The organism is Bradyrhizobium sp. CIR48, from assembly GCF_014198315.1.
Taxonomy (GTDB): Bacteria; Pseudomonadota; Alphaproteobacteria; order Rhizobiales; family Xanthobacteraceae; genus Bradyrhizobium.
This window is the reverse complement of the sequence record NZ_JACIHG010000021.1, coordinates 26,164-51,949: the sequence shown is the minus strand read 5'-3', so window position 1 is coordinate 51,949 and position 25,786 is coordinate 26,164. Positions and strand designations below refer to the sequence as shown.

At 65.6% G+C, this 25,786-nt stretch carries 24 protein-coding genes; 13 read left to right on the top strand and 11 right to left on the bottom strand.

The features are described 5' to 3' along the window. Nucleotides 1-122 precede the first annotated feature (122 nt). From greA to GGD66_RS39945, 3 genes are all read right to left on the bottom strand, one after another. The gene (gene greA, locus GGD66_RS39955; RefSeq protein ID WP_183262027.1) at nt 123-605 is read right to left on the bottom strand and encodes a transcription elongation factor GreA; all 483 of its coding nucleotides are present in this window, start codon (nt 603-605) and stop codon (nt 123-125) included. A gap of 68 nt (nt 606-673) precedes the next feature. Next, a complete protein-coding gene (locus GGD66_RS39950) occupies nt 674-1,159 on the bottom strand; it encodes a hypothetical protein (protein ID WP_018317207.1) in 486 nt (161 codons plus the stop codon). A gap of 172 nt (nt 1,160-1,331) precedes the next feature. Continuing rightward, nucleotides 1,332-1,667, bottom strand: coding sequence for a hypothetical protein (locus GGD66_RS39945; RefSeq protein ID WP_092260770.1), 336 nt, complete (start codon nt 1,665-1,667; stop codon nt 1,332-1,334). A 256-nt stretch (nt 1,668-1,923) separates the two neighbouring features. Between GGD66_RS39945 and GGD66_RS39940 the strand changes: the two genes are divergently transcribed. Further along, nucleotides 1,924-2,157 (top strand): DUF3551 domain-containing protein, encoded by a 234-nt coding sequence (locus GGD66_RS39940; protein WP_183262025.1) that lies wholly within the window; start codon nt 1,924-1,926, stop codon nt 2,155-2,157. Nucleotides 2,158-2,199: 42 nt separating this feature from the next. Here GGD66_RS39940 and GGD66_RS39935 read toward each other — a convergent pair whose 3' ends face one another. Next, the gene (locus GGD66_RS39935) at nt 2,200-2,718 is read right to left on the bottom strand and encodes a hypothetical protein (protein WP_183262023.1); all 519 of its coding nucleotides are present in this window, start codon (nt 2,716-2,718) and stop codon (nt 2,200-2,202) included. 192 nt (nt 2,719-2,910) lie between these two features. After that, the gene (locus GGD66_RS39930) at nt 2,911-4,458 is read right to left on the bottom strand and encodes an acetolactate synthase large subunit (RefSeq protein ID WP_183262021.1); all 1,548 of its coding nucleotides are present in this window, start codon (nt 4,456-4,458) and stop codon (nt 2,911-2,913) included. Nucleotides 4,459-4,725: 267 nt separating this feature from the next. Between GGD66_RS39930 and GGD66_RS39925 the strand changes: the two genes are divergently transcribed. Together GGD66_RS39925 and GGD66_RS39920 are read left to right on the top strand one after the other, a co-directional pair. Beyond that, nucleotides 4,726-5,304 (top strand): L,D-transpeptidase, encoded by a 579-nt coding sequence (locus GGD66_RS39925; protein ID WP_018317212.1) that lies wholly within the window; start codon nt 4,726-4,728, stop codon nt 5,302-5,304. A gap of 198 nt (nt 5,305-5,502) precedes the next feature. After that, nucleotides 5,503-6,318, top strand: coding sequence for a DUF2927 domain-containing protein (locus tag GGD66_RS39920; RefSeq protein WP_092260764.1), 816 nt, complete (start codon nt 5,503-5,505; stop codon nt 6,316-6,318). 195 nt (nt 6,319-6,513) lie between these two features. Here the strand turns inward: GGD66_RS39920 and GGD66_RS39915 are convergent, their stop codons facing one another. Continuing rightward, nucleotides 6,514-7,320 (bottom strand): class I SAM-dependent methyltransferase, encoded by an 807-nt coding sequence (locus GGD66_RS39915; RefSeq protein ID WP_183262019.1) that lies wholly within the window; start codon nt 7,318-7,320, stop codon nt 6,514-6,516. A 162-nt stretch (nt 7,321-7,482) separates the two neighbouring features. After that, complete coding sequence (locus GGD66_RS39910) at nt 7,483-8,607, bottom strand: threonine synthase (RefSeq protein WP_183262017.1); 1,125 nt, start codon at nt 8,605-8,607, stop codon at nt 7,483-7,485. Nucleotides 8,608-8,868: 261 nt separating this feature from the next. Here GGD66_RS39910 and GGD66_RS39905 point away from each other — a divergent pair, with 261 nt between their 5' ends. The 4 genes from GGD66_RS39905 (at nt 8,869) to upp (ending at nt 13,081) form a co-directional block, all read left to right on the top strand. Next, nucleotides 8,869-9,504, top strand: a complete 636-nt coding sequence (locus GGD66_RS39905; protein WP_183262015.1) for a VOC family protein — start codon at nt 8,869-8,871, stop codon at nt 9,502-9,504. A gap of 276 nt (nt 9,505-9,780) precedes the next feature. After that, nucleotides 9,781-11,037, top strand: a complete 1,257-nt coding sequence (locus tag GGD66_RS39900) for a GTP cyclohydrolase II (RefSeq protein ID WP_018317216.1) — start codon at nt 9,781-9,783, stop codon at nt 11,035-11,037. 7 nt (nt 11,038-11,044) lie between these two features. Continuing rightward, complete coding sequence (locus GGD66_RS39895; RefSeq protein ID WP_183262013.1) at nt 11,045-12,283, top strand: URC4/urg3 family protein; 1,239 nt, start codon at nt 11,045-11,047, stop codon at nt 12,281-12,283. A 168-nt stretch (nt 12,284-12,451) separates the two neighbouring features. Continuing rightward, nucleotides 12,452-13,081 (top strand): uracil phosphoribosyltransferase, encoded by a 630-nt coding sequence (upp, locus tag GGD66_RS39890; RefSeq protein ID WP_018317218.1) that lies wholly within the window; start codon nt 12,452-12,454, stop codon nt 13,079-13,081. 69 nt (nt 13,082-13,150) lie between these two features. Here the strand turns inward: upp and GGD66_RS39885 are convergent, their stop codons facing one another. Continuing rightward, nucleotides 13,151-14,263 (bottom strand): M48 family metallopeptidase, encoded by a 1,113-nt coding sequence (locus tag GGD66_RS39885; protein WP_183262011.1) that lies wholly within the window; start codon nt 14,261-14,263, stop codon nt 13,151-13,153. A 3-nt stretch (nt 14,264-14,266) separates the two neighbouring features. Then, complete coding sequence (locus GGD66_RS39880; protein WP_049814824.1) at nt 14,267-15,421, bottom strand: YjgN family protein; 1,155 nt, start codon at nt 15,419-15,421, stop codon at nt 14,267-14,269. Between the two features lie 401 nt (nt 15,422-15,822). Between GGD66_RS39880 and GGD66_RS39875 the strand changes: the two genes are divergently transcribed. Together GGD66_RS39875 and GGD66_RS39870 are read left to right on the top strand one after the other, a co-directional pair. Then, nucleotides 15,823-17,088, top strand: a complete 1,266-nt coding sequence (locus tag GGD66_RS39875) for a cytochrome P450 (RefSeq protein WP_183262009.1) — start codon at nt 15,823-15,825, stop codon at nt 17,086-17,088. Nucleotides 17,089-17,257: 169 nt separating this feature from the next. Beyond that, nucleotides 17,258-18,532, top strand: a complete 1,275-nt coding sequence (locus GGD66_RS39870) for a cytochrome P450 (RefSeq protein WP_183262008.1) — start codon at nt 17,258-17,260, stop codon at nt 18,530-18,532. A gap of 279 nt (nt 18,533-18,811) precedes the next feature. Here the strand turns inward: GGD66_RS39870 and GGD66_RS39865 are convergent, their stop codons facing one another. Further along, nucleotides 18,812-19,732: a LysR substrate-binding domain-containing protein gene (locus tag GGD66_RS39865; protein WP_183262007.1), complete on the bottom strand. Its 921-nt coding sequence runs from the start codon at nt 19,730-19,732 to the stop codon at nt 18,812-18,814. Nucleotides 19,733-19,857: 125 nt separating this feature from the next. Here GGD66_RS39865 and GGD66_RS39860 point away from each other — a divergent pair, with 125 nt between their 5' ends. The 4 genes from GGD66_RS39860 (at nt 19,858) to mdlC (ending at nt 24,806) form a co-directional block, all read left to right on the top strand. Then, entirely contained in the window at nt 19,858-21,027 is a 1,170-nt protein-coding gene (locus GGD66_RS39860) for an acyl-CoA dehydrogenase family protein (protein WP_018317224.1), read from the top strand. A 10-nt stretch (nt 21,028-21,037) separates the two neighbouring features. Beyond that, on the top strand, nt 21,038-22,141 hold the full coding sequence (locus GGD66_RS39855) for a CaiB/BaiF CoA-transferase family protein (protein WP_183262005.1): 1,104 nt from the start codon (nt 21,038-21,040) through the stop codon (nt 22,139-22,141). A 15-nt stretch (nt 22,142-22,156) separates the two neighbouring features. Further along, on the top strand, nt 22,157-23,008 hold the full coding sequence (locus GGD66_RS39850; RefSeq protein WP_183262004.1) for a MaoC family dehydratase N-terminal domain-containing protein: 852 nt from the start codon (nt 22,157-22,159) through the stop codon (nt 23,006-23,008). Nucleotides 23,009-23,183: 175 nt separating this feature from the next. Then, nucleotides 23,184-24,806 carry a benzoylformate decarboxylase gene (mdlC, locus tag GGD66_RS39845; RefSeq protein WP_183230383.1) on the top strand — a complete coding sequence of 541 codons (1,623 nt, stop codon included), beginning with the start codon at nt 23,184-23,186 and terminating at the stop codon, nt 24,804-24,806. Nucleotides 24,807-24,997: 191 nt separating this feature from the next. On the opposite strand, the gene GGD66_RS39840 is transcribed toward mdlC, so the two are convergent. Then, on the bottom strand, nt 24,998-25,774 hold the full coding sequence (locus GGD66_RS39840; protein ID WP_183262002.1) for an SDR family NAD(P)-dependent oxidoreductase: 777 nt from the start codon (nt 25,772-25,774) through the stop codon (nt 24,998-25,000). Between the last annotated feature and the right edge of the window lie 12 nt (nt 25,775-25,786).

The window sequence follows — 25,786 nt, the reverse complement described above, 5'->3', positions numbered from 1 at the left end:
CGCGATGCGATTTGGATGAATCATCATCGCGCTTTAGGTTGTTGTTTGCGCATGATCCTTCCGGAAAACCGCTTCGCACTTTTCCGGATCATGCTTCAGGCAGACCGATACCGGCCCCGCCCCTACCCGATCGACAGGATCTCGATCTCCTGCGCACCCGTGCCTACGACGTCACCCACCGCCTTCCCCATCAGCGATCGCGCCACCGGCGCGACGAACGAGATCGTCCCCGCCTTGGGGTCGGCTTCGTCCTCGCCGACGATGCGGTAGGTCTGCACGCGGCCGTCGGTGCGGCTGAAGGTCACGGTGCTGCCGAAGGCGACTGTTTCGGTCGAGGCCGGATCGGGAACGAGCTGCGCCGTGCGCAGCCGTTCGGTGAGATAGCGGGCGTCGCGCAACGGCACCGCCGACTGCCGGCGCTTTTCGTTGACGTCCTCGATGGCCTGCGCGGCCTCATAGGCCTCGCGGGCCTGCTGAAGCTGCGTCTGCAACGCCTGCAGCCCTGCTTCCGTCACGAGGTTGGGATGCGGCGAGATCGGGCGATCCGGCAACAGCGTCTCGGACGCGGCTTCGGCGCTTTCTTCCTTGGTAAAGGCGACGCTCAATTCAAAGATCCTGTCGAACTGTCCGGGCTGCCCGGCAGCGCGCTCCCGCCGCCGGTGATTGACCCAGACTATATCTCAAGTTCGACGAAACGACGGAGCTTGAAGACGAGATCAGGCATGGCCTGGCGGAACCGCGTCGCGTTCTGGAAATTGGTCGAGAACGGCGCGAAGGTGATCATGGCGTTCCAGTGCCTGTAACCGTAGACCGTGACCGAGGCGCCGGTCGCCGGGAAATTCTCCAGCTTGCGGAGCTCGCCAAGCACGAGATCGGCGATCGCTTCTGCCGGCAACAACTGCTTGCCATCCCGGGTCGTGACGATTTTCGCAGCCGGCTCGACCGGTTCCACGGCGGCCGGCGCAGCGTTGGCCGCATCCTCCTGCCCGGTCGACGTCGCCTCAGGGACGGGCGCCGCGACGGCGTCCGCTCCGTTCGACGGCACGGTCGGCGGGCCCTCGGTGAGCGGCGGCGGTGCAACACTGTCTGCGCGCTTGTTGCCTCCAAGGATGCTGCTGATCATGGCCACAAGGCCAGCATCCTTCACGTCGTCACTCATCACTCCCCCCGGGATTCGGCCTACTCTAGCACTGCGCTCGCAGATCGCCATCGGGGATGTGACCGGAAGCCGCCCGGCAGAGGCGGTTGGTCGCAGGCCGTTCGTCGAAGCGCCGGTTCTTCGAAAGCACCGGCGGCGCGAAGCTGAGCATCCCGCGCCGCCATGCGATCCGTCACTGCTTAGCGAACGGAATATATTGCTGGTACTGCTTGGGCACCGAACTGCGATAGCGCGCGGGCACGGTGCCGGTGTCGACGGAGCGATCGATTTCCTGCTGCCGCGTCATCTTCTTCTTCGCCGGCTTCTTCGACGCACTCTTCTTGGAGTCGGTCGGCTGGCTGGAGCTGTCGGTGGTCGCGGCCGGCGCCGCCGTCGTTGCCGGCGCAGCGGTTGTCGCCGCAGGCGCAGCTGTTCCGCCGGCGGCCGGCGCGCTTTGGGCCAGGGCATGCGGCGTTTGCGTCATGAGCGCCAGTGCTGCCACCGCAGCCAGCAAATATGATTTCTGCATGAGAACCTCCAAATGCCTTGATCCGAACGAGGCAAGCCTAGTCCCACCGGATCGAGGCGTGCAAGTTCGCTGAGGATAGGTCGGAACCCGTGCGCGAACTGTGGCCGAGATCACAGTGCAAGGCGCCGGCTGCGTCACGATGGTCCTCGCTTCGAACGCATCCGGCGCCGGGGAGACCAACACAGCATGACCCCGCGTCAGACAGCCACGGGAACGCCAAGGCTCGGCCGTTCCACCTACCATGAAGGAGATTGAAATGCGTCGCACCATCCTCACGCTCGCATCGTTCGCAACCTTGATCGCAACGTCGTTGTCGGCGGCCCCGGCCCAGGCCGGAAGCGACAGATACTGCCTGCAGGGCCGCAACTGGGGTTATCCCGGCAACTGCCAGTTCGCCAGCTACCAGCAATGTGCGGCGACCGCCTCCGGCACATCGGCCTATTGCGGCATCAACCCGCGCTACGCCTACTCGCAGCCCTACGCCTACTGACCACGTCGCGGCGTGCGCGGCGATCGCGCACGCCGCACGTCTCTATGTGCGAGCTCCAAGGCCGATCTCCTCGAGCCGCGCCGCGAACCAGCGCGACAGCGGGTCGTCGACGGCGCCGCTGACATAGACCTCCGACATCGTCACCTGGTCCTTGTCCAGCACCAGCAGCAGGCCGACCCAGTAGGGAAACCAGACGTGGACGTCGGTCAGCGCCCTCAGCTTGTGCTGGTCGTGCTCAAGCGGGGTGTGATTGCTCGCCTTGCGGATCTCCACGCTGAGCAGATTGTTCGGGATCTCGCGCTGATGCACGACGACATCAGGGTAGATCGACTTGCCGAGATGGTCGTCGGTCGAGATGATGGTGCCGTGCGGCAGATGCAACGTGCGCTCGCCGAGCCGGTCATAGTTGCAGTCGACCGACCAGCCGGAGAACTGCTTTTCCAGATGCACGGCGAAGCGGTGCGTGACCGCGCGTTCGCCGATGTCCTTCTCGAACAGGAAGCCTTCGTGGGCGTAGAAGTCCCGCAGCGCCGCGATTACCTTGTTCAGCTCGGTCTGCATCGTGCCTCCGGGCCCATCTCGCGCACCTGGTTCGGTGTCGTCCCGGCGTACGCCGGGACCCATGCCGCGAGGTCTATCGAGTGTACACGGCGCACGTACCGAACTCCGAGTCTTCGCCAAACCTCTCCCTGGGCTTATGGGTCCCGGCGTTCGCCGGGACGACGTGGGGAGAGAGCTTGTTCAATCAACCCCCTACATCTGGACTTCGATCAGCCGCGGCCCCGGCTCGGCGACGGCTTCGGCCAGCGCCTTGTTGAACTCGTCGGCATTGGTGACAGCACGGCCGGGCACGCCCATGCCCTTGGCCAGCGCCACGAAATCCAGCGTGGGCCGGTCGAGGCGGAGCATGTCGTTGGCGCGCTGACCGGGCTCGCCGGCGCCGACATTGTCGAACTCGCCGCGCAGGATCTGGTAGATGCGGTTGGCGAACACGATGGTGACGATATCAAGGTTCTCGCGCGCCTGCGTCCACAGCGACTGGATCGTGTACATCGCGCTGCCGTCACCGACCATGGTGATGACCTTGCGGTCCGGGCAGGCGATCGCAGCGCCGATCGAGAGCGGCGTCGAGAAGCCGATCGAGCCGCCCATGTTCTGCAGCCAGTCGTGCGGCGCCGCCGCCGCCGTCGGCGGGAAGAAGCCGCGGCCGGTGGTGAGGGACTCGTCGACCATGATCGCGTTTTCGGGAATCGCACAGGCGATCGCCTGCGCGATCGAGGCGAAGGTGAGCGCGCCGGTCGGCTTGACCAACTCCTGCACGGCCTGCGGCTTGACGTCCTTCGCGCTCGCCTTCACCGCACCCGCAAGCGCCTCGAGCGCTGCGACCGAGTTCTCGCCCCAGGAGGTCATGCGATGGACGTCGCAGCCCTCAGGCTTGAGCATGCTCGGCTTGTTCGGATAGGCGAAGAACGCCACGGGATCGTCAGACTCGACCAGCACGATGTGACGGAACTTGGCCAGCATCGGCAGCGCGTTCTCGATCACGTAATGGATGCGGTCGATCGAGTAGCGGCCGCGGCCGCGCGCCATCTTGGGGCGGAAGGTCGGGCCCATCACGGTGCAGCCGGTCTTGGAGGCGATGCGCTCGGCCAGCGCCAGGCCCTGCTCGCTCAGCGCGCTGCCGGTCATCAGCAGCAGCGTGCCCTCGCCGTCACCGTGCAGGATCTTCGCGGCCCGCTCGACCGCCTGCGGCGAATAGCTGGCGCGCTGCTGCTCGGCCGGAACCTCGGCGATGCCGTCGGCCTCGTTCCAGGCGGTGTCGGCAGGCAGGATCAGGGTCGCGATCTGACCCGGCGCGCTCTTGGCGGCGGCGATCGCGGCGGCGCCGTCGGCGGCCACCGATTTGGAGTTCGGCGAGGTCCGGACCCAGGACGACATCGGCCGGGCCAACCCCTCGATGTCGGAGGTCAGCGGCGCGTTGTAGTCGATGTGATAGACGGCATGCTGACCGACGATATTGACGATGCCGGAATTGGCCTTCTTGGCGTTGTGCAGGTTGGCAAGACCGTTGGCGAGGCCGGGGCCGAGATGCAGCAGGGTCGAGGCCGGCGTACCTTTCATGCGGTAGTAGCCGTCGGCCGCGCCCGTCACCACGCCCTCGAACAGGCCGAGCACGCAGCGCATGCCGGGGACCCGGTCGAGCGCTGCGACAAAATGCATCTCGGAGGTTCCCGGGTTGGAGAAGCAAATGTCCACCCCGCCCTTGACCATCGTCCGCACCAGGCTTTCCGCACCGTTCATTCTTCTTGCTCCCGCAACCGCCGATTTCGAGTGAGGTATCCGACCAATCATTGTTCGCAGGCCCCGTCAAAGCAATAGGGGCCATCGCGGCCCTGCCCCGCGCGAGGATGCGCTGGCTTGGATAACGCTTTCCGTCAAATTGGCGCGGTTGCGGATCTGGTGACGTCAATCGTTAAGCATGGCATCCCTCACGGGGCCGTGGCTTGCGAAAAGCCCGCAAATATGGCCTGTGGCCCTTGTTGAATCGATTTTTTGCTGGGGGAAACAATGATCCGGTTTTTTGCCGCGCCGATTGCCGCCATCGCACTGCTGTCGGCCATGGCGGGCGGCGCGTTCGCGGAAGAGTTCGACTCGCGCGACATCATGGGCGGCGGACCGAACTTCTTCCGTTCCGGCGCCAATCCGATCCCCCGCACCACCGTCATGTATAACGGCAATTACGCCCCCGGCACGATCGTGGTGAACACCAGCGAGCGGCGGCTGTATCTGGTGCTGCAGAACGGCCAGGCGCTGCGCTACGGCATCGGCGTCGGCCGCGACGGCTTCCGCTGGGGCGGGGTCCACAGGATCACCGCCAAGAAGGAATGGCCGGACTGGACGCCGCCGTCGCAGATGCTGGCCCGCCGGCCGGACCTGCCGCGCCACATGAAGGGCGGCGTCGAGAATCCGCTCGGTGCGCGCGCGATGTATCTGGGCTCGACACTCTACCGCATCCACGGCTCCAACGAGCCGGAGACGATCGGCCAGGCGGTCTCCTCGGGCTGCTTCCGCATGACCAATGACGACGTCAGCGATCTCTACGGCCGCGTCTCGGTCGGTACCACGGTGGTGGTGCTGAACAACTGACGCACGCTTCCGGGGCAAAGCCGGAGGCATGCCCACCACTGACTGCGGTTGCGGCGCGATGGTGGGCACGGCGCTTTCGCGCCTTTGCCCACCCTACGACACTGTAACTCTCTTGTTACAGACAATGCCGGGAACCCGCAGGCCGCGTGAATCTGCGGCCTTGTGCGCGCGACGTGAATACGGCAGCGTCGCACGACGATGAGCGCACTCAATCCGTCCTCGGCTGCCCTTCGCATCGCCCTGCTGGCGCTCGCCGCGCTCACATGCGCGCCCGATCCCGCGACCACCGCGGTGGCGGGCGAGTTGCCCGCGGTCTCCTCGCGCCAGCGCTCCGAGAAGAAGAATTTTACCGACGGAGAGATCGTCGAGGGCTTCCTGAAGACGGCGTTCGGCGCCGAATATCACCTCGCCGGCCGCGTCGACCGCATTCGCAAATTCGACGGGCCGGTGCGCGTGTACGCCGAGAGCGACCGCGCCGACCGCAAGACGCAGCTCGCCAGGGTCGTGGCCGACATCGCCCATCGCGTGCAACATCTCGACATCGCCATGATCGCGACCGCCGAAGCGGCCAATGTGCGGGTGAAGCTGGTGCGCGACCGCGACCTCTTCCGCACCATCTCCAGCTTCTACGGTGCGGAGAAGGCGCGCGAGATCCGCACCTCGCTCGACCCGCAATGCCTGTCCGGCTTCCGCAAGAACGACAATTTCGAGATCGAGCATTCCGACGTCATCCTCACCGTCGACAACGGCGACTTCGTCTTTCTCGACTGCGCCTATGAGGAGCTGCTGCAATCGCTCGGGCCCATCAACGACACCGCGAGCGTGCCGTGGACGATGTTCAACGACAACGTCTCGATGGGGTATTTCGACGTCTACGACCAGTACATCCTCAATCTGCTGTACGATCCCCGCATCAAGCCCGGCATGACCGTGGCCGAGGTCAAGGCGGTGCTGCCCGCCGTGCTCGCCGACGTGCGCAGCTGGGTCAAGCAGGTGAATGATCTGAAGGAGTGAAGGCGCTTGCTCGCTGCACCCTCTCCCCTGTGGGAGAGGGTGGCTCGCCGCATAGCGGCGAGACGCGTGAGGGGTCTCTCTCCGCAAGTTCAATTTCATTGAGTGGAGAGAGACCCCTCATCCGGCGCTTCGCGCCACCTTCTCCCACAAGGGGAGAAGGAGCACGTGCGATCGCGGCGGCTTATCGCTTCAGCCTCACACCTTGCTTGCCTTCGACATCAGGAACTGCTGGCGCATCACATTGTGGCCGGGGTCGAAATATTCCGAGATCAGCGCCTCGAATTCGGCTCGGAAGCTCTTGAGCTTGTCCGGCTCGTCCTTGTACTGGGCGACGAGCTTGATCAAAGGCCCGATCGTCGTTTCCATGGTGCGGCGGAAATGCTGCGGGCTGAGGGCGGACGGTGTCATCATGTCCATCTCGAAGGAGAGGTCCTTCGTTTTCCCCGCGAGACGCTCGGCGACGATCTTCGGATCGCCCCACAACACCGGCGATGCCACGCCCTCGGGCGGCGGCAGATGGCGGCCGATCAGCGCGAACATCCGCCCGACATACAGATGCGGCGGCCAGGTGGAGAAGGCGATGGTGCCGCCGGGCTTCAGCACGCGCAGCATCTCGCCGATCGCGACGTCCGGGCGCGGCGCGAACATGTGGCCGAACTGGCTGAGCACCACGTCGAACTCGTTGTCGCCATAGGGCAGGCTTTCGGCGTCGCCGTCCTTGAAGTCGACATCGAGGTTCATCAATTGCGCATGCTCGCGGGCGCGTTCGATCAGGACCGGCGACAGATCGAGACCCCTGACCTTCGCACCGCGGCGCGCCGCCGTGATCGCGACAACGCCGGTGCCGCATCCGACGTCGAGCAGGCGTTGGCCGGCGGCGACGCCGGCAAAACCGACGAGCTTGGCGGCGGTCGGTGTCGTGAAAACTTCCATCGGCGTGAACAGCGACCAGGCTTCCTTCTGGACTGCCTTGAAACCTGCAAACGGATCCTGCGCGGTCATGGAACTCTCCCCTTTGCGCGAGCTGGATCTTCATGAGGCTGGCGACGGGCGCCGAAGGTTCAACGCGGCCGCATGGCTCCGCGGCAACGTGGATGCCCGGGCCTTCTGCAACGCCCTCGTCCCGCGGCGGCCGCGCCGCAACACGGCCCAACAGATCGGACCCTACTGGACGAGATCGGCGACGGTGGTTGCGGCCTTCAGGCCGGTGCCGGTGAGGACGGCGACCGTGGTGTCGGTCGCCTTGATGGCGCCGGTGGCCGAGAGTTTGTCCAGCGCCGCAGCCGCGCTGGCGCTGGTCGGCTCGGCGAACAGGCCCTGCCGGGCCAGTCGCCGCAGGGCGGCGACGATCTCGTCCTCAGTGAGCGCGACGGTGCCGCCGCTGCTCTCGCGCAAGGCCGCAATGATCTCGCGCAGGCGCAGCGGGTGCTTGATGGCGGTTCCTTCGGCAATGGTCTTGTTGACCTCGCGCGCGACAGGCGTATCGACACCGGCCTGAAAGCTCGCATCGATCGGCGAACAGTTGAGTGGCTGCGCCGCGAACAGCCGCGGCAGCTTCGCGATCTGGCCGGCCCTCAACAGCTCGCGGAAGCCGAAGGCGCACCCGAGAAGAGAGCTGCCGGCGCCAACGGGGACGATGATGTTATCGGGGGCGCGGAAGCCGAGATCTTCCCAAATTTCATAGGCGAGCGACTTGGTGCCTTCGAGGAAGAACGGCTGCCAATTGTGGCTGGCATAGAAGGTCTGGCTCGACTGCCGGATCGCCTCGGCTTCCGATTCCTCGCGCGGACCCTCGACGAGCTGCACCTCGGCGCCGTAAGCGCGCACCTGCGCGATCTTCGCCGGCGACGTCGAGGCCGGCGCTAAAATCTTCACGCGCATGGCGCCGGCGGCCCCTAACCCCGCCATCGACGAGCCGCCATTGCCGGAAGAGTCTTCCAAGATGGCGTCGACGCCGATCTGGCGCAGGAAGGACAGCATCACGGCCGAGCCGCGGTCCTTGAAGCTGCCGGTCGGGTTGAACCATTCGAGCTTGAACAACGGCCGCAAATCGCCCCAGTCCTGCTGCACCAGCGGCGTGCACCCCTCGCCGAGCGTGATCGGAGTCTTGATCTCGACCGGCAGCGCCGCGCGGTAGCGCCAGAGCGAGCGCGCGCGGCCGTCGATGTCCTCACGCGAGATCCCCGCCCCCGGCGTCACCAGAAGCGGCGTGCGCTCGTCCGAGCACCAGCGCGGCTGGTCGAGCGCATAGAGCTTTCCGTTGCGGGGGTCGATGTAGCTGGCGGGCATGGGGGTCTCCGGGGCGGTCAACCGATCCAGTCGATATGTCTGAATATATGGGCTTTATCCAGTCACGCGTTTGCAAGGGTGTGGACGCAGCCCGATTTGTGCACGATACGCCGTCTCACTTGCAGGGAGCGCGGACAGGCGATGGCAGTTCGATGGACCAAAGGTTACAGTCAGCGCGAACTCGACCGTGCGCAGATTCAACCTGGTCGCACGATATGGCCATAGCCTGGAAGAACTCGAGAAGAAATCGGATCGCTAGCCATGCTTCGTCTTGACCACATCACCGTCGCCGCGAACGAACTTGCCGAGGGCGTCGCTTATGTCGAGACCGCGCTCGGCATTGCGCCGCCGGCCGGCGGCGCGCATCCGCTGATGGGCACGCATAATCACCTGCTGCGGTTGAGCGAGACAGCGTTCCTCGAAGTGATCGCGCCGAACCCGTCGGCTCCCGCGCCCAGCCGGCCGCGCTGGTTCGCGCTGGACGATGCACGGACGCGCGCGGTGCTCGCAGTTTCGCCGCGGCTCATGACCTGGGTCGTGAGCACGTCCGACATCACGTCCGCGCTCGCGACGATCCCGCATGTCGCAAAACCCGCCATCACGGTGACGCGCGGCCATCTCGAATGGCTGATCTCCGTCCCGCCCGACGGCTCGATGCCGTTCGACGGCGCGTTTCCGACCGTGATCGAGTGGCCGGCCGGACCGCATCCAGCGTCGCGCATGGCCGATCTCGGCTGCTCCCTGGTGGAATTCGAGATACGGCACCCCGAGGCGGACACGATCGCCGCGTCGCTGGCGGGCTTTCTGGACGATCCGCGCATCCGCTTCAGTCACGATTCCGCGCCCTCGTTTCGCGCGGTGATCCGGACGCCGGGAGGCGACCGGCAGCTGGTCTAGCCGGCCTCGCCGGCCGGTGGCCCCTTCAAAAACACAAATAACTACATAGATATAGCCTGTATACCGGTGCCGTGCGCCATTCAGCTGGGCATGGCAATGGCTGGTGACCGGCATCGGCAGCGGAGGCCCTGCGCGCGCAGCACGATTAACTTGTCTGTCGCGTCTTGCCGCTACAATATGTTGGATTGAGCTTGCGTCGCCGATGTTCCGCGTCGGCAACGCGACCGAGCCAGGCCCGTCCGAGCGGCGGGCCGTTGGCTTTTTGGGAGTTTGGTCATGAGCCGCGCGAACCGTACCGACCACATCCGCCTGACTTCGCATCCGGAGCCGGGCCGGAAGTCCGCCTTCCCGATCCACTGGGGCGCCGCTGACGCGCGCGCCCGCGGACCGATCATCGGCACGGTCTCGCGCGCCGGGGATCGCAACGTGATCGGCAGCCATGGCGGGTCCTACGCGATGTACCGTGCGCTCGCGGTGTCCGCCGGTGCGCTCGATCCGATTCGCAGGCCCGACCTCACCAATACGTTTCCGGCGGCGACCATCGGACCGTTCGAGCAATGGCGCGATCCCGCCAAGATCGTCGCGCTCGATCCCTGGGGGCATCTGGTCGCGGAGAATTTCGGTAAGGAGATCGCAGAAGGCTCCGACATCCGCCCGAGCATCGCCGTGACGCGAGCGCGGCTCGACCTGCCGGAGATCCGCGAGGCGCTGGCCGCAAAACGGCTACGCGCCGACGGCGAGGTCGTGCATGCCAATGGCAGCGTCTCCGTCGTGAAAATCGCGATCGATCCGGTCTGGTACCTGCCGGGGCTTGCGGCGCGCTTCGGCACCGCCGAGACCGAGCTGCGGCGCACGCTATTCGAGCAGACCGCCGGCATGTTCCCCGAGCTGGTGACGCGGCCGGACATGAAGGTGTTTTTGCCGCCGATCGGCGGTACCACCGTCTACATGTTCGGCGATGTGACGAAACTGCCGGACCATCGCACCAAGATCACCTGCCGCGTGCATGACGAGTGCAACGGGTCCGATGTGTTCGGCTCCGACATCTGCACCTGCCGTCCGTATCTCATCCACGGCATCGAGGAATCCGCGCGCGGCGCGCAGGAAGGCGGGCTCGGGCTCGTCGTCTACAATCGCAAGGAAGGCCGCGCGCTCGGCGAGGTCACCAAATTCCTGGTCTACAACGCGCGCAAGCGCCAGGAGGACGGCGATGCGGCCGCCGCCTATTTCGAGCGCACCGAATGCGTCGCCGGCGTGCAGGATGCCCGCTTCCAGCAATTGATGCCGGATACGATCCACTGGCTCGGTCTGAAGCGCATCGACCGCTTCCTGTCGATGAGCGACATGAAATACGACGCGCTGACCTCGCAAGGCATCGACATCGTCGAGCGCGTGCCGATCCCGCCGGAGCTGATTCCCGCCGACGCCTATGTCGAGATCGCCGCGAAGAAAGCCGCCGGCTATTACTCGACCGACATCGCGCCCGAGAAGGACGTGGACGGCGTGGTCGGGCGTTCGCTGGAAAAATACTGATCGCGCGATGCGGGAGGCTTTGGAATTGCAAGCACGCTCGCTGCTCACCGCAGATGCGGTGCGCGCGCGGGCCGCGCAGATGCTGGAGATCGGCCTTGCCGGCGGCCTCCGCCACTTCACGATCGATCTCGACCGGATGGATGGTGTCGCGGAGGCCGTGCTCGCGGTGACCCGCAAAGCCTATCCGGCGCTGGAGATTCCATTCCATGCGCGCTGGCGGCATTTTGTGCTTGGCGGCGCCGACCGCTGGGCGAAGCTTGCCGACGCGGCTTCGTGGCCGGACCGCGCCGCGCGGGCGCGCGCGGAGTTCGACCTTGCCATCGTCAGCGTGCTGCTCGATGCCGGCGCGGGCGCGGCCTGGCGCTACCGCGATGCCATGAGCGGCGAAAGCATCGGCCGGTCCGAGGGGCTCGCGATCGCCAGCCTCGACATGTTTGCGAGCGGTCTTTTTTCGCGCGACGCCGGCTCGCCATTCAGGGCCGATGCGAACGTGCTCGCGCAGCTGCCGCTCGCCGCACTCACCTCCGCTTTTCAGGTCAGCGACACCAATACGCTGCTCGGGCTCGAGGGGCGCGCGGATCTGTTGCGGCGTCTGGGCAAGCTGGTCGCGGAGCGCGCCGAGATTTTCGGCCTGCAAGATACACCGCGGCCGGGCGGGCTGTTTGATCACATCGCGGCGCAGGCGAAGGGCGGCGCCATTGCCGCGCCTGCGATCCTGTCGGCGGTGCTGAACCAGCTCGGACCGATCTGGCCGTCGCGGCTGGAGCTTGCAAAGATTCCGCTCGGCGATTGCTGGCGCCATCCGGCGCTTAGGGCGGATGATGCGACCGCGGGCCTCGTGCCGCTGCACAAGCTGTCGCAATGGCTGAGTTATTCCCTGATCGAACCGCTGCAGCGCGCTGGAATCGACGTCACCGACATCGACGGCCTGACGGGGCTTGCGGAATACCGCAACGGCGGACTGTTCGTCGATTACGAGGTGCTGCGTCTGCGCGATGCCGCGGATGCCGAGCGTGCGCATGCGGTGGACTCGCTGCTCGTCGTGGAATGGCGTGCGCTGACGGTCGCGCTGCTGGACCGGCTTGCCGAGCTGGTTCGCGCAAAGCTCGGCCGCACGCCCGAGACATTACCGCTCGCCAGCATTCTGGAAGGCGGCACCTGGGCCGCCGGCCGCGCCATTGCCTTTGCGCGCCGGCCCGACGGTTCGCCGCCGCTGAAGGTGATCAGCGACGGCACGGTTTTCTAAACCCTCTCCCCTTGCGGGAGAGGGTGGCTTCGCCAAAGCGAAGCCGGGTGAGGGGTCTCTCTCCGCGGGGGATCTCTCAATTGGAATACGCGGAAAGATACCCCTCATCCGGCGCTTCGCGCCACCTTCTCCCACAAGGGGAGAAGGGAAGAAGAAGAGCATCCCATCATGGAAGGCGTCACGATCGTCGATCATCCGCTGGTGCAGCACAAGCTGACGCTGGTGCGGGACAAATCGATCTCCACAAAATCGTTCAGGGAGCTGATCAAGGAGATCGGCATGCTGCTTTGCTACGAGGTGACGCGCGATTTGCCGCTCGCGGATACCGTGATCGAGACGCCGCTGGCGACGATGCACTCGGCCAAGATCGCCGGCAAGAAGCTGGTGTTCGTGCCGATGCTGCGCGCCGGCACCACCTTCGTCGACGGCATGATGGACCTGGTGCCGACTGCGCGCGTCGCCCATATCGGGCTCTACCGCGAACCGCACAGCTTTGCGGCGGTCGAGTATTTCTTCAAATCGCCGTCCGACCTCGGCGAGCGCCTCGCGATCGTGGTGACCCCGGTGGTAGCCACCGCCAACACGGCCGTCGCCGCCATCGACCGCCTGAAAGAGCGCGGCGCCAGGGACATCCGCCTCGCCTGCCTGATCGCCGCGCCGGAAGGACTCGAACGGCTGCGCGGCTTGCATCCGGACGTGCCGATCTGGACCGCGGCGGTGGACGAAGGTCTCGACGAGAACGGGTTCATCCTGCCGGGCCTTGGCGATGCCGGCGACCGCGCCTACGGGACGCGGTAGGCGCGCTCTGAAGCACCTCTCCCGCTTGCGGGAGAGAGGGCGCACCTCCGCCGTTGCAGCGATCAACCTTCAGATCTTCCCGCTGCCGCAGATTCCCTTCAGCGACTGCCATTCCTTGTCCGTCAGCAGCGGCGGGCCGCTGACGGGGCGATCTTCCCTGGTCATGCGGGCGAGGCGGTCCTCGGTCAGCGGGTGGCTGGCGAGGATCGACGTGAGCGTGGAGCCGCCTTCCTTGCCGGTGATGCGGTACATCAGCTCAAAAGCGGGCTTCGGCGAGCGGCCGAGCTTGTGCATGATCTCGATCGCGAACGTATCGGCAGCAGTCTCGGCCTCGCGCGAATAGGAGGCTTCGACGACGGTGCGCGAGGCAAAGATCACGGCGGATGAGCCGGTGACGTCGCCGAACAACAGGCCGATCAGGAATGAGGTGCCGCCGTTGTAGATCAGGCCGCGCATGTTGTCGTAATGCTTGAGATGGCCGAGCTCGTGGGCGAGGATGCCGGCGAGCTCGTCGGGGTTTTGCGCCTTGTCGAGCAGGCCCCTCAGCACGTAGACCTTGCCGCCGGGCAGCGCGAACGCATTCGGCACCGCGGTCGGCAGCACGCCCGCCGTCATGGAATCGTCATCGAGGCCGGCGGCATCGCGCAGGCGGTTGACCAGCTTTGTGAACGCGGCTTTGCCCGCGGGGTCTTCGCACACGCTGCGGCCGAAGATGGTCTTCACCTGGACTTCGGAGGCGTCGCCGATGCGCCGCTCGATCGGTTTCGGCACCAGCGGCGCGAGACGGTCGGCGGCGAGCGGCACACCGAACAGCACGACGCAGACGATGGAGACGGTGGCGGCCACCGACCAGCCGACGATCTTTGCGACGCCGCGGCGCGAGGTTCGGTGCTCGTCGAGATGGGTGCAGCGGACGGTCACGTCCGCCGCGAGTACAGCGTCGCGGATTTCCAGCCGCGCCAATGGCGGCGCGGCGATGCAGGCAAGACGCAGGATTCCCGGCGGACTGTCGGCGCGGCGAATGTCGGCATAGGACCAGCGAACCGGCATTCCGCCCTCCTCGAGGATCTCGAGCGCATCAGCGAACGTCAGCGTCACCTGCCGCCGGCGGCTCGACGTGCCGTCGAAGAAGATGGTCGGCTTGGCGGCCTGCGCCGGCGCCTCGGCAAATACGTCACTCACAGCTCAGAATCCCGCGACATCGAGCCCGTCGGCAAAACCTTCGCCGAGCGCACTGGCAAGTACGCCGCGCCCCTGCACATCCGACGCCGCGCCGATGTCGTGCACCTTGACGGTCTCCAACACCTTGGCCCAGAGATCGCGCTGAAGATAGACCCGCATGACGATGTTGATCGCAAGCGCCAGCGCGAGATAGCCTGCTACCATCATCACCACCATCGGGATGCTCCTGGCGGCATTGTCGGAGCCGAACACCTGATCGGCCGGAACGCCGCTCAGCTGGACGACCAGCAAGGCGGAGCCGCCGAGATAGGCGGAGAATACCATCGAGAGCAGCGTCCACCAGCCGATCACCTTCCAGTACAGGCCGTAGAAGGCATCGTGCGGCAGGTCCGAGGACAGGCTGACGCCGCCGATGCGGATGCCGTCGAGCCACCAGCGCCATTCGCGCGCCTTGAACTCCGCATAGAAGAACGGCGCGAGCGGGAAGATCACCAGCGCGATCGGGCTGAGCAGCCACAGCCACCAGCCACGCTTGAAGAAGGTCCAGCCGTTGCCCTCGAAATCGCCGCGAAGATCGCCGTAATGGGTGTGCTGCATCTTGTAGCGTTCGAGCGCGGCCTCGCGCCAGGGCAGCGCCAGGCCGAGCGTCAGGAATACGAGCAAGCCCCACGCCATGGCGCGGAACGAATAGGCCCAGCCCGAGCCGTCCATCCAGAATCGGACGCCGCGCCAAACGGTGCGCGTCAACCGGTAACGTCGCGCGCGAAAAATCGCGAACTGGCCGAAGGCGTAGAAGCCGATGAACAGCGGCGTCGAGGCAAAACCCTGCCAGCGCTCGAACTCGATGCCGATCAGGAAGTAGGCGAGATAGATCGGCACCAGAATCGCGAGCGCGAACAGGAAGCCGACCAGCAGCTCCTTGGCACGGCCGGTATATTCGGCGGCATCGCCGTCGATCGCGGTGTTCGCCCACAGATGACGACGGATGTCGGTGACGAGCCAGAACCGGTAGAAGCCGAAGGTGACGAGCTCCAGCATGGCCCCCTTGGTGACCATTTTCCGGAACTCGGAGCGGTCACCGCTGAAATCGACCCGCGTGGGCGGCAGCGGCGGCGGTAAGGGCTCGGAGCCGATGGGGGTCCATTGCATATCGTTCACGGCGGCAACCTCGGGATGCGGTCTTGATCGGGTCAAACTATAGATCAGAGCTTGGTCGGTCCCCAAGATGGCGGGGTTCGATTTACCTTGATTCCAGTCGGTTTCTGGCACGATTTCACGACAAATGGTGTGCGGCGGGTCACGTTGATCGAGATCCCGTCAGCGCAATCCGGGATCTTGCCCCAAGTGACGCCGGCCCCGGATTACGCGGAGCCTGTCATCGGGCGGCGCTTTGCGCCGACCCGTTGGCTCCATCCGGGCTACGCGCCCGGCCACGCCCAAAGGTTGGATGTGACAAAACTCTCCCTTGCTCCGGCGCAGACAACCGGCTGTAATTGCAAATCAAATACCGCAGCGCAGAATTCAACGAGAACGCGCGGTTCATGCCAGGGAGAGCGGTCATGCATGGGACCATGGAGAGCGCGGCAAAGCTCGACGCATTGCGCGAGCGCGCCAACTCACTGCCGCTGGAGCAGTACGATCCGGGCGACCCGGAATTGTTCAAGACCGATACGTTCTGGCCGTATTTCGATCGGCTGCGCCGGGAAGATCCCGTGCACTATTGCAAGGACTCGATGTTCGGGCCGTACTGGTCGGTGACGCGCTACAACGACATCGTGGAGATCGAGACCAACCATTCGGTGTTCTCCTCGGCCTCCGCGCTCGGCGGCATCACCATCCGCGACATCGATCCGGACCTGCGCCGCGAGAGCTTCATCTCGATGGATCCGCCGCGCCATGCGGCGCAGCGCAAGACCGTGGCGCCGATGTTCACGCCGACGCATCTGGACAATCTCGCCCTCAACATCCGCAAGCGCTCGGCCGAGTGCCTGGACAACCTGCCCCGCGGCGAGGTGTTCGACTGGGTCGACCGCGTCTCGATCGAGCTCACCACGCAGATGCTCGCGGTGCTGTTCGACTTTCCCTGGGAGGACCGCCGCAAGCTGACGCGCTGGTCCGACATCGCCACCACCATCCCCGGCCCCGACGGCCTCGTCGCCACCGAGGACGAGCGTCAGGCCGAGCTGACCGAATGCGCCGGCTATTTCGCGCGCCTCTGGAAAGAACGCATCGCGCAGCCACCGAAGAGCGATCTGTTGTCGATGATGGCGCATGGCGCCGCGACGCGCGACATGGACGCCAAGAACTTCCTCGGCAATCTCGTGCTTTTGATCGTCGGCGGCAACGACACCACGCGCAACACCATGTCGGGCTCGCTGCTCGCGCTGAGCCAGCATCCGGAACAGTATCGCAAGCTGCGCGAGAACCCCGCACTGCTCGATAGTTTCGTCCCCGAAGTGATCCGCTGGCAGACGCCGCTGGCGCACATGCGGCGCACCGCGCTCACGGACTTCGAGTTCCGCGGCAAAGAGATCAAGAAAGGTGACAAGGTCGTGATGTGGTACGTCTCGGGTAACCGCGACGAGGAGGCGATTGAGAAGCCCTACGACTTCATCATTGACCGCGCCCGCCCGCGCACGCATCTGTCCTTCGGCTTCGGCATTCACCGCTGCGTCGGCCTCAGGCTCGCCGAACTCCAGCTCAAGATTATTTGGGAAGAAATTCTCAGGCGGTTCGACCATATTGATGTGGTCGGTGAACCCAAGCGGGTCTATTCGAGTTTCGTGAAGGGTCTGGAAGAGCTGCCGGTGAAGATCGCGGCGTGAATTGCGAACTATGCCACGACAATGCTGCGCCCCCTCTCCCGCTTGCGGGAGAGGGTTGGGGAGAGGGTATCTCCGCAACGGGACAATCCGGAGAAAACCCTCACCCGGCGCTACGCGCCGACCTCTCCCGCAAGCGGGAGAGGTCAGACAACCAATTGGAGCCACGACGATGAACATCCAAGCGCCGGTTAAAGTGGACAAGGCCGAACGCATGCGCAGGGCCCGCGAGGAGGCCTATGCGACGCCGTTGTCCCAATTCCATCCCGGCGCGCCCCGGCTGTTCCAGGACGACACGCTGTGGCCGTGGTTCGAGCGACTGCGCAAGGAAGAGCCGGTGCATTACTGCACCAACGCGCCGATCGAGCCGTACTGGTCGGTGGTGAAGTACAACGACATCATGCATGTCGACACCAATCACGGCATCTTCTCCTCGGACTCCACGCTCGGCGGCATCTCGATCCGAGACGTGCCGGAAGGCTACGACTATCCGAGCTTCATCGCGATGGACCAGCCCAGGCATTCGTCGCAGCGCAAGACAGTGTCGCCGATGTTCACGCCGACACATCTGGACGAGCTGGCAAAGCTGATCCGCCAGCGCTCGCAGACGGTGCTGGACAATCTGCCGCGCAACGAGACCTTCAATTTCGTCGAGCGCGTCTCGATCGAGCTGACGACGCAGATGCTGGCGACCCTGTTCGACTTCCCCTGGGAGGAGCGGCGCAAGCTGACGCGCTGGTCGGATGTTTCGACCGCGCTGCCCAAAAGCGGCATCGTCGCCTCCGCCGAGGAACGCCGCCGCGAGATGGACGAGTGCTACGCTTACATGTCCAAGCTGTGGAACGAGCGCGTCAATTCGGCGCCGCGCAACGATCTGCTGTCGCTGATGGCCCACAACGACGCCACGCGGCACATGGACCCCGACAACCTCATGGGCAACATCATCCTGCTCATCGTCGGCGGCAACGATACCACGCGCAACACCATGACCGGCTCGGTGCTGGCGCTGAACGAGAACCCGGAGCAATACGACAGGCTACGCGCCAATCCGGAGCTGATCGACTCCATGGTGCCCGAGGTGATCCGCTGGCAGACGCCGCTGGCGCATATGCGCCGCACCGCGTTGCAAGACACCGAGGTCGGCGGCAAGCACGTCAGGAAGGGCGACCGCGTGGTGATGTGGTACGTCTCCGGCAACCGCGACGAGGAGATGTTCGACAAGCCGAACGATTTCATCATCGACCGTCCGCGCCCGCGCACCCATCTCTCCTTCGGCTTCGGCATCCACCGCTGCGTCGGCATGCGCCTCGCCGAGCTGCAGCTGCGCATCGTCTGGGAAGAGATGCTGAAACGCTTCGACCGCATCGAGGTGGTCGGCGAGCCCAAGCGGATCTATTCGAGCTTCATCAAGGGGTACGAGACGCTGCCGGTCAGGATTCCGGGGTAGGCTGCTAATCGACTGCCCTGGGGCAATCGATCTCCTCAATCTCCACTGTCATGCCCCGCGAAGGCGGGGCATCCAGTACGCCGCGGCTTCTCGATTCTAGCCGCGCGGCCTCTGGAATACTGGATTGCCCGCCTTCGCGGGCAATGACACCGAGTGTGAATAAAGAGCGCGCTCCGAACGCCCCTAGAGCTCGCACCGCAGCTATAAAATTTCGGCATGACAGCTCGCGCCAGATGCGAAGGCAAGGCGGCGCCTGACTGTTCTACGACGTCAGCGCATCTAACTCAATTTGATGTCCCAGACGCCTTCCTTGCGGCAGGCCGCGACTTCCTCGCGCAGCAGCGCCGTGACGGCGAGCGAGGCCGTCGAGACCGGGCGGTCGATCGGAGAAGCGAAAATGAGCTCGCGTGTCATCGGCTTCGAGACCACGGCGGTTTCCAGCCGCCCCTCCGCGACCTCGCCGTGGACCGACGATGGCGGCAGCAGCGCGAAGCCGAGGCCCTCCTCGACGAGGCTCGTCAGCACGCGAAACGAATCCGCCTCGAGCTGGACGTCGAGCTTGATCTTGCGCTGGGCGGCCGCGTGCTCGATCAGCGCGCGGAGGCCGTGGGAATGACTGGGCAGCACCAGCCGTTGCCGCAGCAGCCAGCCGATGTCGACGCTCTTCTTGCGCGCGAGGCCGCAGCCGCGCGGGCCGACCGCGACGATGTTGTCGCGGCCGAGACTCTCCACGTTGAGATGCAGATCGGCGGAGCGGCCGTAGAGGATGGCGAGATCCATCTCGCCGCGATGCAGCCATTCGACCAGATGGCCGCTGTAGCTCTCGACGATGCGCAGCGAGATGCCGGGGAATTTTTCGACGCAGCGCCGCGCAAAGCGTGCCGACAGCACGCAGCTCACGGTTGGAACGAGGCCAAGCACGACCTGGCCCGACGGCGGCCCTTTGGACGACTGGATGTCGTCGCGGATCTGGTCGATCTGCCGCACGATGCCGGAGGTGCGCGCCAGCAGCAGCCGGCCGGCTTCGGTCAACACCATGCCGCGGCCGTTGCGGGTGAAGAGCTCGGTGCGCAGCTCGTGTTCCAGCAGCTTGATCTGCCGGGAGAGCGCCGGCTGCGCCACGCGCAACGTGTCGGAGGCCTTGGAGAGGCTGCCGAGCTCCGCCACGCAACTGAAGGTCCTGAGCTGCCGGAAATCCATGCTTGCCAATCCTGGAAGGCTACTCCATACGCTATAACAAATGAGCATAGGGGGCTGGCGTTGTTTTCACAACGCCTGAGGATCGGCCGGCGTTATCTTAACTGCCGCTAAGAACTGGAAACGCCATGAGTGAAGAACACCACACCGAAGATTACGCCGACATCCGTGAAGCCGTCGCAAAACTCTGCGCCCAGTTCCCCGGCGAATATTGGCGCAAGCTCGATCGCGAGATGGCCTATCCCAAGGCGTTCGTCGACGCACTGACAGCGGCCGGCTATCTCTCGGTGCTGATTCCCGAGGAATATGGCGGTGCGGGGCTGAAGCTGTCCGCGGCGGCCGCGATCCTCGAAGAGATCCAGCGCGCGGGCTGCAACGGCGGCGGCTGCCACGCCCAGATGTACACGATGGGCACGGTGCTGCGGCACGGCAACGCCGAGCAGAAGGCAAAATACCTGCCGAAGATCGCCAGCGGCGAATTGCGTCTGCAGGCCTTCGGCGTCACCGAGCCGACCAGCGGCACCGACACCTCTTCGCTGAAAACCTTCGCGCGCAAGGACGGCAACGACAGCTACATCGTCAACGGCCAGAAGATCTGGACCAGCCGCGCCGAGCATTCCGATTTGATGGTTCTGCTGGCGCGGACCACGCCGAAGGAGCAGGCCAAGAAGCGCACCGACGGCCTGTCGGTGTTCATCGTCGACATGCGCGAGGCCAAGAACAACGGCCTCGAGATCCGCCCGATCCGCACCATGATGAACCATGCCACCACCGAAGTGTTCTTCACCGACATGAAGGTGCCGGCGGAGAATCTGATCGGCGAGGAAGGCAAGGGCTTTCGCTACATCCTCTCCGGCATGAATGCCGAGCGCATCCTGATCGCCGCCGAATGCGTCGGCGACGCCAAATGGTTCATCGCGAAGGCGACCAACTACGCCAAGGAGCGCAGCGTGTTCGGCCGCCCGATCGGCCAGAACCAGGGCATCCAGTTCCCGATCGCCAAGGCTTACGCCTCGATGCGCGCGGCCGAGCTGATGGTGAAGGAAGCCACCCGGAAATACGAGGCCGGGCTCGACTGCGGCGCGGAGGCCAACATGGCCAAGATGCTGGCGGCGGATGCGTCCTGGGAAGCGGCGAACGCCTGCATCCAGACCCATGGCGGCTTTGGCTTCGCCGAGGAATACGACGTCGAGCGCAAGTTCCGCGAGACGCGGCTCTATCAGGTGGCACCGATCTCGACCAACCTCGTGCTCTCCTTCGTCGCCGAGCATGTGCTCGGCATGCCGCGCTCGTACTGAGGCCACCGTCATGGGAGCATTGGACGGGATCAGGGTGATTGCGGTCGAGCAGGCGGTGGCGGCGCCGTTCTGCTCCTCGCGCCTGGCGGATGCCGGCGCGGAGGTGATCAAGATCGAGCGGCCCGAGGGCGATTTCGCCCGCGGCTATGACGCGGCGGCCAAGGGCCAGAGCAGCTATTTCGTCTGGCTCAACCGCGGCAAGCAATCGGCGGTGGTCGATCTCGCGACGAAGGAAGGTTGCGCCGAGCTGGAGAAGCTGATCGCAAGCGCGGACGTGCTGATCCAGAACCTCAAGCCGGGCTCGATGGACAAGCTCGGCTTCTCGCGCGAGCGGCTGCTGAAGGACTATCCAAGGCTGATCTCCTGCACCATCACCGGCTATGGCGACGAAGGTCCCTACGCGCATCGCAAGGCCTATGACCTCCTGATCCAGGCCGAGAGCGGCCTCGCCTCGATCACCGGCAATCCCGATGGCGCCTCGCGCGTCGGCATGTCGATCGTCGACGTCGCGACCGGCGCCACCGCGCATGCGGCGATCCTGGAGGCGCTGATCGGACGCGGGCGCACCGGCAAGGGCTGTGACATCCGCATCTCCATGTTCGACGTGATGGCGGACTGGTGCACCGTGCCGCTACTCAACTCCGAAGCCGGCAACCCGCCCAAGCGCATGGGCCTGCGGCATCCCTCGATCGCTCCCTATGGCGTGTTCACCTCGAAGGACGGCAAGGACATCCTGATCTCGATCCAGAGCGAGCGCGAATGGAAGACGCTGTGCGCCAAGGTGCTGGATCAACCCGACCTGCCCGCCGATCCCCGCGTCGCCAACATGGTCGAGCGTGTGCGCAACCGCGACTTCACCGACACGACGGTGGCGGATATCTTCGGCAAGATGACGCGCGACGAACTGCTCAAGCGGCTGTCGGATGCCGACATCGCCTTCGCGGAGGTCAACACCATGGCCGACCTCACCAACCATCCGCATCTGCGCCGCATCGAGGTCGACACGCCGCAGGGACGTGTCAGCTATCCCGCGCCGGCGCCGATCATCGTCGGCGAGACACGCGCTTACGGCGCTGTGCCCGCCATCGGCGAGAAGCCAAAGTCCAAGACGTAAGAAGAGCGAGGCGTCATGACCGAGAAGCTCGACATCGATCACTTGCGGCAATGGATCGGCCGCAGCACGGAGGCCACCGACATCGTCACCGCGCAGCTCGTGATGAGCCTGCGCGCGACGCTGTTCCAGGAGGTCGGCGAGCCCAAGAAGGGAGACGCCGCGCCGTTCACCGTGCATTGGTGCCTGGCGCAGCCGGTGTTTCCGATGTCGATGCTCGGGCCCGACGGCCACCCCACGCGCGGCGGCTTCCTGCCGCCGGTGCCGCTGCCGCGCCGGATGTGGGCCGGCGGCGAGATCGAGTTTTTGCAACCGCTGCAGGTCGGCGATGAATCGACGCGGACCTCGTGCATCGCCGACGTGCAGGTGAAATCGGGCTCGACCGGCACGCTGTGCTTCGTCTCGGTCGAGCACAGCATCTCCTCGCCGCGCGGCGTCGCCATCCGCGAGCGGCAGGACATCGTCTATCGCGAGATGACGAGCAGCGCGCCGGCCGGCGGCAAGGCTCCGACCCCGCCGCCGAAGGCGCAGCACCGCGAGACCCACGTCTCCGACCCCGTGCTGCTGTTTCGTTATTCGGCGCTGACCTTCAACGGCCACCGCATCCATTACGACCGCGACTACGTCACCAAGGTCGAGGGTTATCCGGGCCTGATCTTCCACGGCCCGCTGCAGGCGGCGCTGATCATCGAGATGGCTGCGAAGCTGCACGGCGGCGAGGCGCCGAAGAAGTTTTCGTATCGCGGCCTGCAGCCGCTGTTCGAGGGCACCGAGTTCTCGGTCAACGCCAATGAGACCGAGGCCGGCATGGAGCTGTGGACCGCGAATGCGGAGGGACAGCCGACGATGAAGGGGACCGCGGTGTGGTGACGGCCTCTGCTCGTCATTGCGAATGTAATGACGATGTAGGAAGTTAGACCCTCACCCTGAGGAGCGCGCCTCTTCGCGCGCGTCTCGAAGGGCGGAGCCACCAGCCGGGCCCTCATCCTTCGAGACGCGCGAAGACGCGCTCCTCAGGATGAGGAATTGAGAAGGGACGGAAACCATGGCCAAGAACGGCAAGACCGGCAGCAAGTCCGTCACCGTCAAGCAGGCGACGCTCGACCTGCTGCGCTCGTTTGGCATCGACAGGGTTTTCGGCAATCCCGGCTCGACCGAGCTGCCGTTCCTCAGCGACTGGCCCGACGACATCGACTACGTGCTGGCGCTGCAGGAGGCCTCCGCCGTCGGCATGGCCGACGGCTACGCGCAAGCAACCCGCAATGCCGGCTTCGTCAATCTGCATTCGGCCGCCGGCGTCGGCAACGCGCTCGGCAACATCTACACCGCGCACCGCAACCAGACCCCGCTGGTGATCACTGCGGGCCAGCAGGCGCGCTCGATCCTGCCGCTGCAGGCGTTCCTCTATGCCGAGCGCGCATCGGAATTTCCGCGGCCTTACGTGAAATACAGCGTCGAACCGGCGCGGCCCGAGGACGTGCCGGCCGCGATCGCGCGGGCCTATTACACCGCGATGCAGCCGCCATGCGGACCGACCTTCGTGTCGATCCCGATCGACGACTGGGCGCATGCCTGCGCGCCGATCGAGGCGCGCATGGTCAGCCGCGAGATCGGGCCCGAGCTTGAGCCAATGAAGGCACTGGTCGCTGCGCTCGCTAGCGCAAAGCACCCAGCCCTCGTCGTCGGCCCCGGAATCGACCGCGCCGGTGCGGTCGACCTGATGGTGCGCGTCGCCGAGAAGGCGAAGGCGAGCGTCTGGGTCAGCCCGTTCTCGGCGCGCTGCTCGTTTCCCGAGCGGCATCCGCAATTCTCAGGGTTTCTGCACGCCTCGCCGGCGCAACTCTCCGACGCACTGCGTGCGCACGATCTCGTCGTCGTCATCGGCGCGCCGGTGTTCACCTTCCATGTCGAGGGCCATGCCGCGATCTTCGACGGTGGTGCGACGATTTTTCAGATCACCGATGATGCGGATGCCGCGGCGGTCACGCCGGTCGGCACCAGCATCATCGCGACGATGAAGCCGGCACTGAGCACGCTGCTCGACCTGCTGCCGGAGACCAAACGCGCGGCCCCAAAGGGCCGCACGCTGCCGCCGGCGCCGCAGGCCGCCGATCCGCTGCCGGTCGAGTTCCTGCTGCATTCGCTGTCGCAGGCGATGCCGGATGGTGCGTCGCTCGTCGAGGAGGTTCCCTCGCACCGGCCGGCGATGCAAAAATTCATGCCGATGCGCGGCCATGACAGTTTTTACACCATGGCGAGCGGCGGCCTCGGCTACTCTCTGCCCGCCGCCGTCGGCATGGCACTCGGCAAGCCGAGCAGCCGCACGGTCTGCCTGATCGGCGACGGCTCGGCGATGTACTCGATCCAGGCGCTGTGGACCGCCGCGCAGCGCAAGCTGCCGCTGACCATCGTCGTCATCAACAATTCCGGCTACGGCGCGATGCGCTCGTTCAGCCAGGTGATGCAGGTGCGCAACGTGCCCGGGCTGGAGCTGCCGGGCATCGATTTCGTCCGGCTCGCCGAAGGCATGGGCTGCCATGCGGTGCGGGTCAGCAAGGCCGCCGAGCTCGGCGAGGCGCTGAGGCAAGGGATGGCATTCGAGGGCACGAGCCTGGTCGAGGTCGTCGTGGATTCGGCGGTGCCGGTGCTGTACGGGCAGAAGCATTGACGCTGTCGTCCCTGCCTAGTGTGCAATTGCGCACGGGGCGCAGGGACCCATACCGCGTGATCTATCGGTAAGGCGCGGTGTCAGTACCGCGGGCAAAAATACGACCAGTCTTCGCCAAACTTCTCCCTGGGGTTATGGGTCCCCGCGTTCGCGGGGACGACACTGAGTTTGTTGCGCCACCGTCCAAAAACCTACGACGCCAAAAACCCCCCGTCCGCCGCGAGCACGTGCCCGACCACATAGGACGACGCATCCGACGACAGCCACACCACCGCCTCGGCCACCTCCTCCGGATTCCCCATCCTCCGCAACGGCAGGCCGGCGCTGACGGTTGCGACATCGCCGACGCCGGCGCGCAGCATCATGTCGGTGACGACGCGGCCCGGCGCGATGGCGTTGATGCGGATGCCGCGCGGGGCATTCTCCAGCGCGGCCGAGCGCGTCAGCGAGATCGCGGCGGCCTTGGAGGCCGAATAGAGCGAGAAGCCGGGGTTGGGATTGCGCACGCCGCTGACGGAAGCGTTGACGACGATGCTGCCGCGCCCCTGCGCCAGCATCGCCGGCAGCTGATGGCGCAGGCACAGGAACAGCGCGCGGACATTGGTGTCGAACACGCTGTCGTAAATATCAGTGCCCTGCTCTTCCAGCGGCGCGCGGCGCTCCTGGAAGCCGGCATTGTTGAAGGCGACGTCGAGCCGGCCGCAACGTTCGATGGCGGTGCCGACGAGGCGCGCGACGTCGTCCTCGCGCGTGATGTCGGTCTTGAGCGGGATCGCCTCGGCACCGAGTTCGCGGCATGAAGCGGCGGTCGCCTCGATCTCGGCCTCGCGCCGGCCCGCCACGATGATCGCCTCGGCGCCTTCGGTCGCCATCCGCAACGCTGTGGCGCGGCCGATGCCGCTGCCGCCGCCCGTGACGAGGCAGACCTTGCCCCGCATCCGCTGACCTGACGGCAAAGCTCCGCTCATGGCTCACTCCAA

Excerpts from the sequence above, each read along its gene's own strand:
- GGD66_RS39925 (WP_018317212.1), top strand. The coding sequence starts at position 4,726 with ATGATCCGGTTTTTTGCCGCGCCGATTGCCGCCATCGCACTGCTGTCG.
- GGD66_RS39850 (WP_183262004.1), top strand. The coding sequence starts at position 22,157 with ATGACCGAGAAGCTCGACATCGATCACTTGCGGCAATGGATCGGCCGC.
- GGD66_RS39910 (WP_183262017.1), bottom strand. The coding sequence starts at position 8,607 with ATGCCCGCCAGCTACATCGACCCCCGCAACGGAAAGCTCTATGCGCTC.
- GGD66_RS39950 (WP_018317207.1), bottom strand. The coding sequence starts at position 1,159 with ATGAGTGACGACGTGAAGGATGCTGGCCTTGTGGCCATGATCAGCAGC.
- GGD66_RS39875 (WP_183262009.1), top strand. The coding sequence starts at position 15,823 with ATGCATGGGACCATGGAGAGCGCGGCAAAGCTCGACGCATTGCGCGAG.
- GGD66_RS39945 (WP_092260770.1), bottom strand. The coding sequence starts at position 1,667 with ATGCAGAAATCATATTTGCTGGCTGCGGTGGCAGCACTGGCGCTCATG.
- GGD66_RS39930 (WP_183262021.1), bottom strand. The coding sequence starts at position 4,458 with ATGAACGGTGCGGAAAGCCTGGTGCGGACGATGGTCAAGGGCGGGGTG.
- GGD66_RS39935 (WP_183262023.1), bottom strand. The coding sequence starts at position 2,718 with ATGCAGACCGAGCTGAACAAGGTAATCGCGGCGCTGCGGGACTTCTAC.
- GGD66_RS39905 (WP_183262015.1), top strand. The coding sequence starts at position 8,869 with ATGCTTCGTCTTGACCACATCACCGTCGCCGCGAACGAACTTGCCGAG.
- GGD66_RS39860 (WP_018317224.1), top strand. The coding sequence starts at position 19,858 with ATGAGTGAAGAACACCACACCGAAGATTACGCCGACATCCGTGAAGCC.
- GGD66_RS39940 (WP_183262025.1), top strand. The coding sequence starts at position 1,924 with ATGCGTCGCACCATCCTCACGCTCGCATCGTTCGCAACCTTGATCGCA.
- GGD66_RS39920 (WP_092260764.1), top strand. The coding sequence starts at position 5,503 with ATGAGCGCACTCAATCCGTCCTCGGCTGCCCTTCGCATCGCCCTGCTG.
- GGD66_RS39900 (WP_018317216.1), top strand. The coding sequence starts at position 9,781 with ATGAGCCGCGCGAACCGTACCGACCACATCCGCCTGACTTCGCATCCG.
- mdlC (WP_183230383.1), top strand. The coding sequence starts at position 23,184 with ATGGCCAAGAACGGCAAGACCGGCAGCAAGTCCGTCACCGTCAAGCAG.
- GGD66_RS39840 (WP_183262002.1), bottom strand. The coding sequence starts at position 25,774 with ATGAGCGGAGCTTTGCCGTCAGGTCAGCGGATGCGGGGCAAGGTCTGC.
- GGD66_RS39865 (WP_183262007.1), bottom strand. The coding sequence starts at position 19,732 with ATGGATTTCCGGCAGCTCAGGACCTTCAGTTGCGTGGCGGAGCTCGGC.
- GGD66_RS39895 (WP_183262013.1), top strand. The coding sequence starts at position 11,045 with ATGCGGGAGGCTTTGGAATTGCAAGCACGCTCGCTGCTCACCGCAGAT.
- GGD66_RS39855 (WP_183262005.1), top strand. The coding sequence starts at position 21,038 with ATGGGAGCATTGGACGGGATCAGGGTGATTGCGGTCGAGCAGGCGGTG.
- GGD66_RS39870 (WP_183262008.1), top strand. The coding sequence starts at position 17,258 with ATGAACATCCAAGCGCCGGTTAAAGTGGACAAGGCCGAACGCATGCGC.
- GGD66_RS39915 (WP_183262019.1), bottom strand. The coding sequence starts at position 7,320 with ATGACCGCGCAGGATCCGTTTGCAGGTTTCAAGGCAGTCCAGAAGGAA.
- upp (WP_018317218.1), top strand. The coding sequence starts at position 12,452 with ATGGAAGGCGTCACGATCGTCGATCATCCGCTGGTGCAGCACAAGCTG.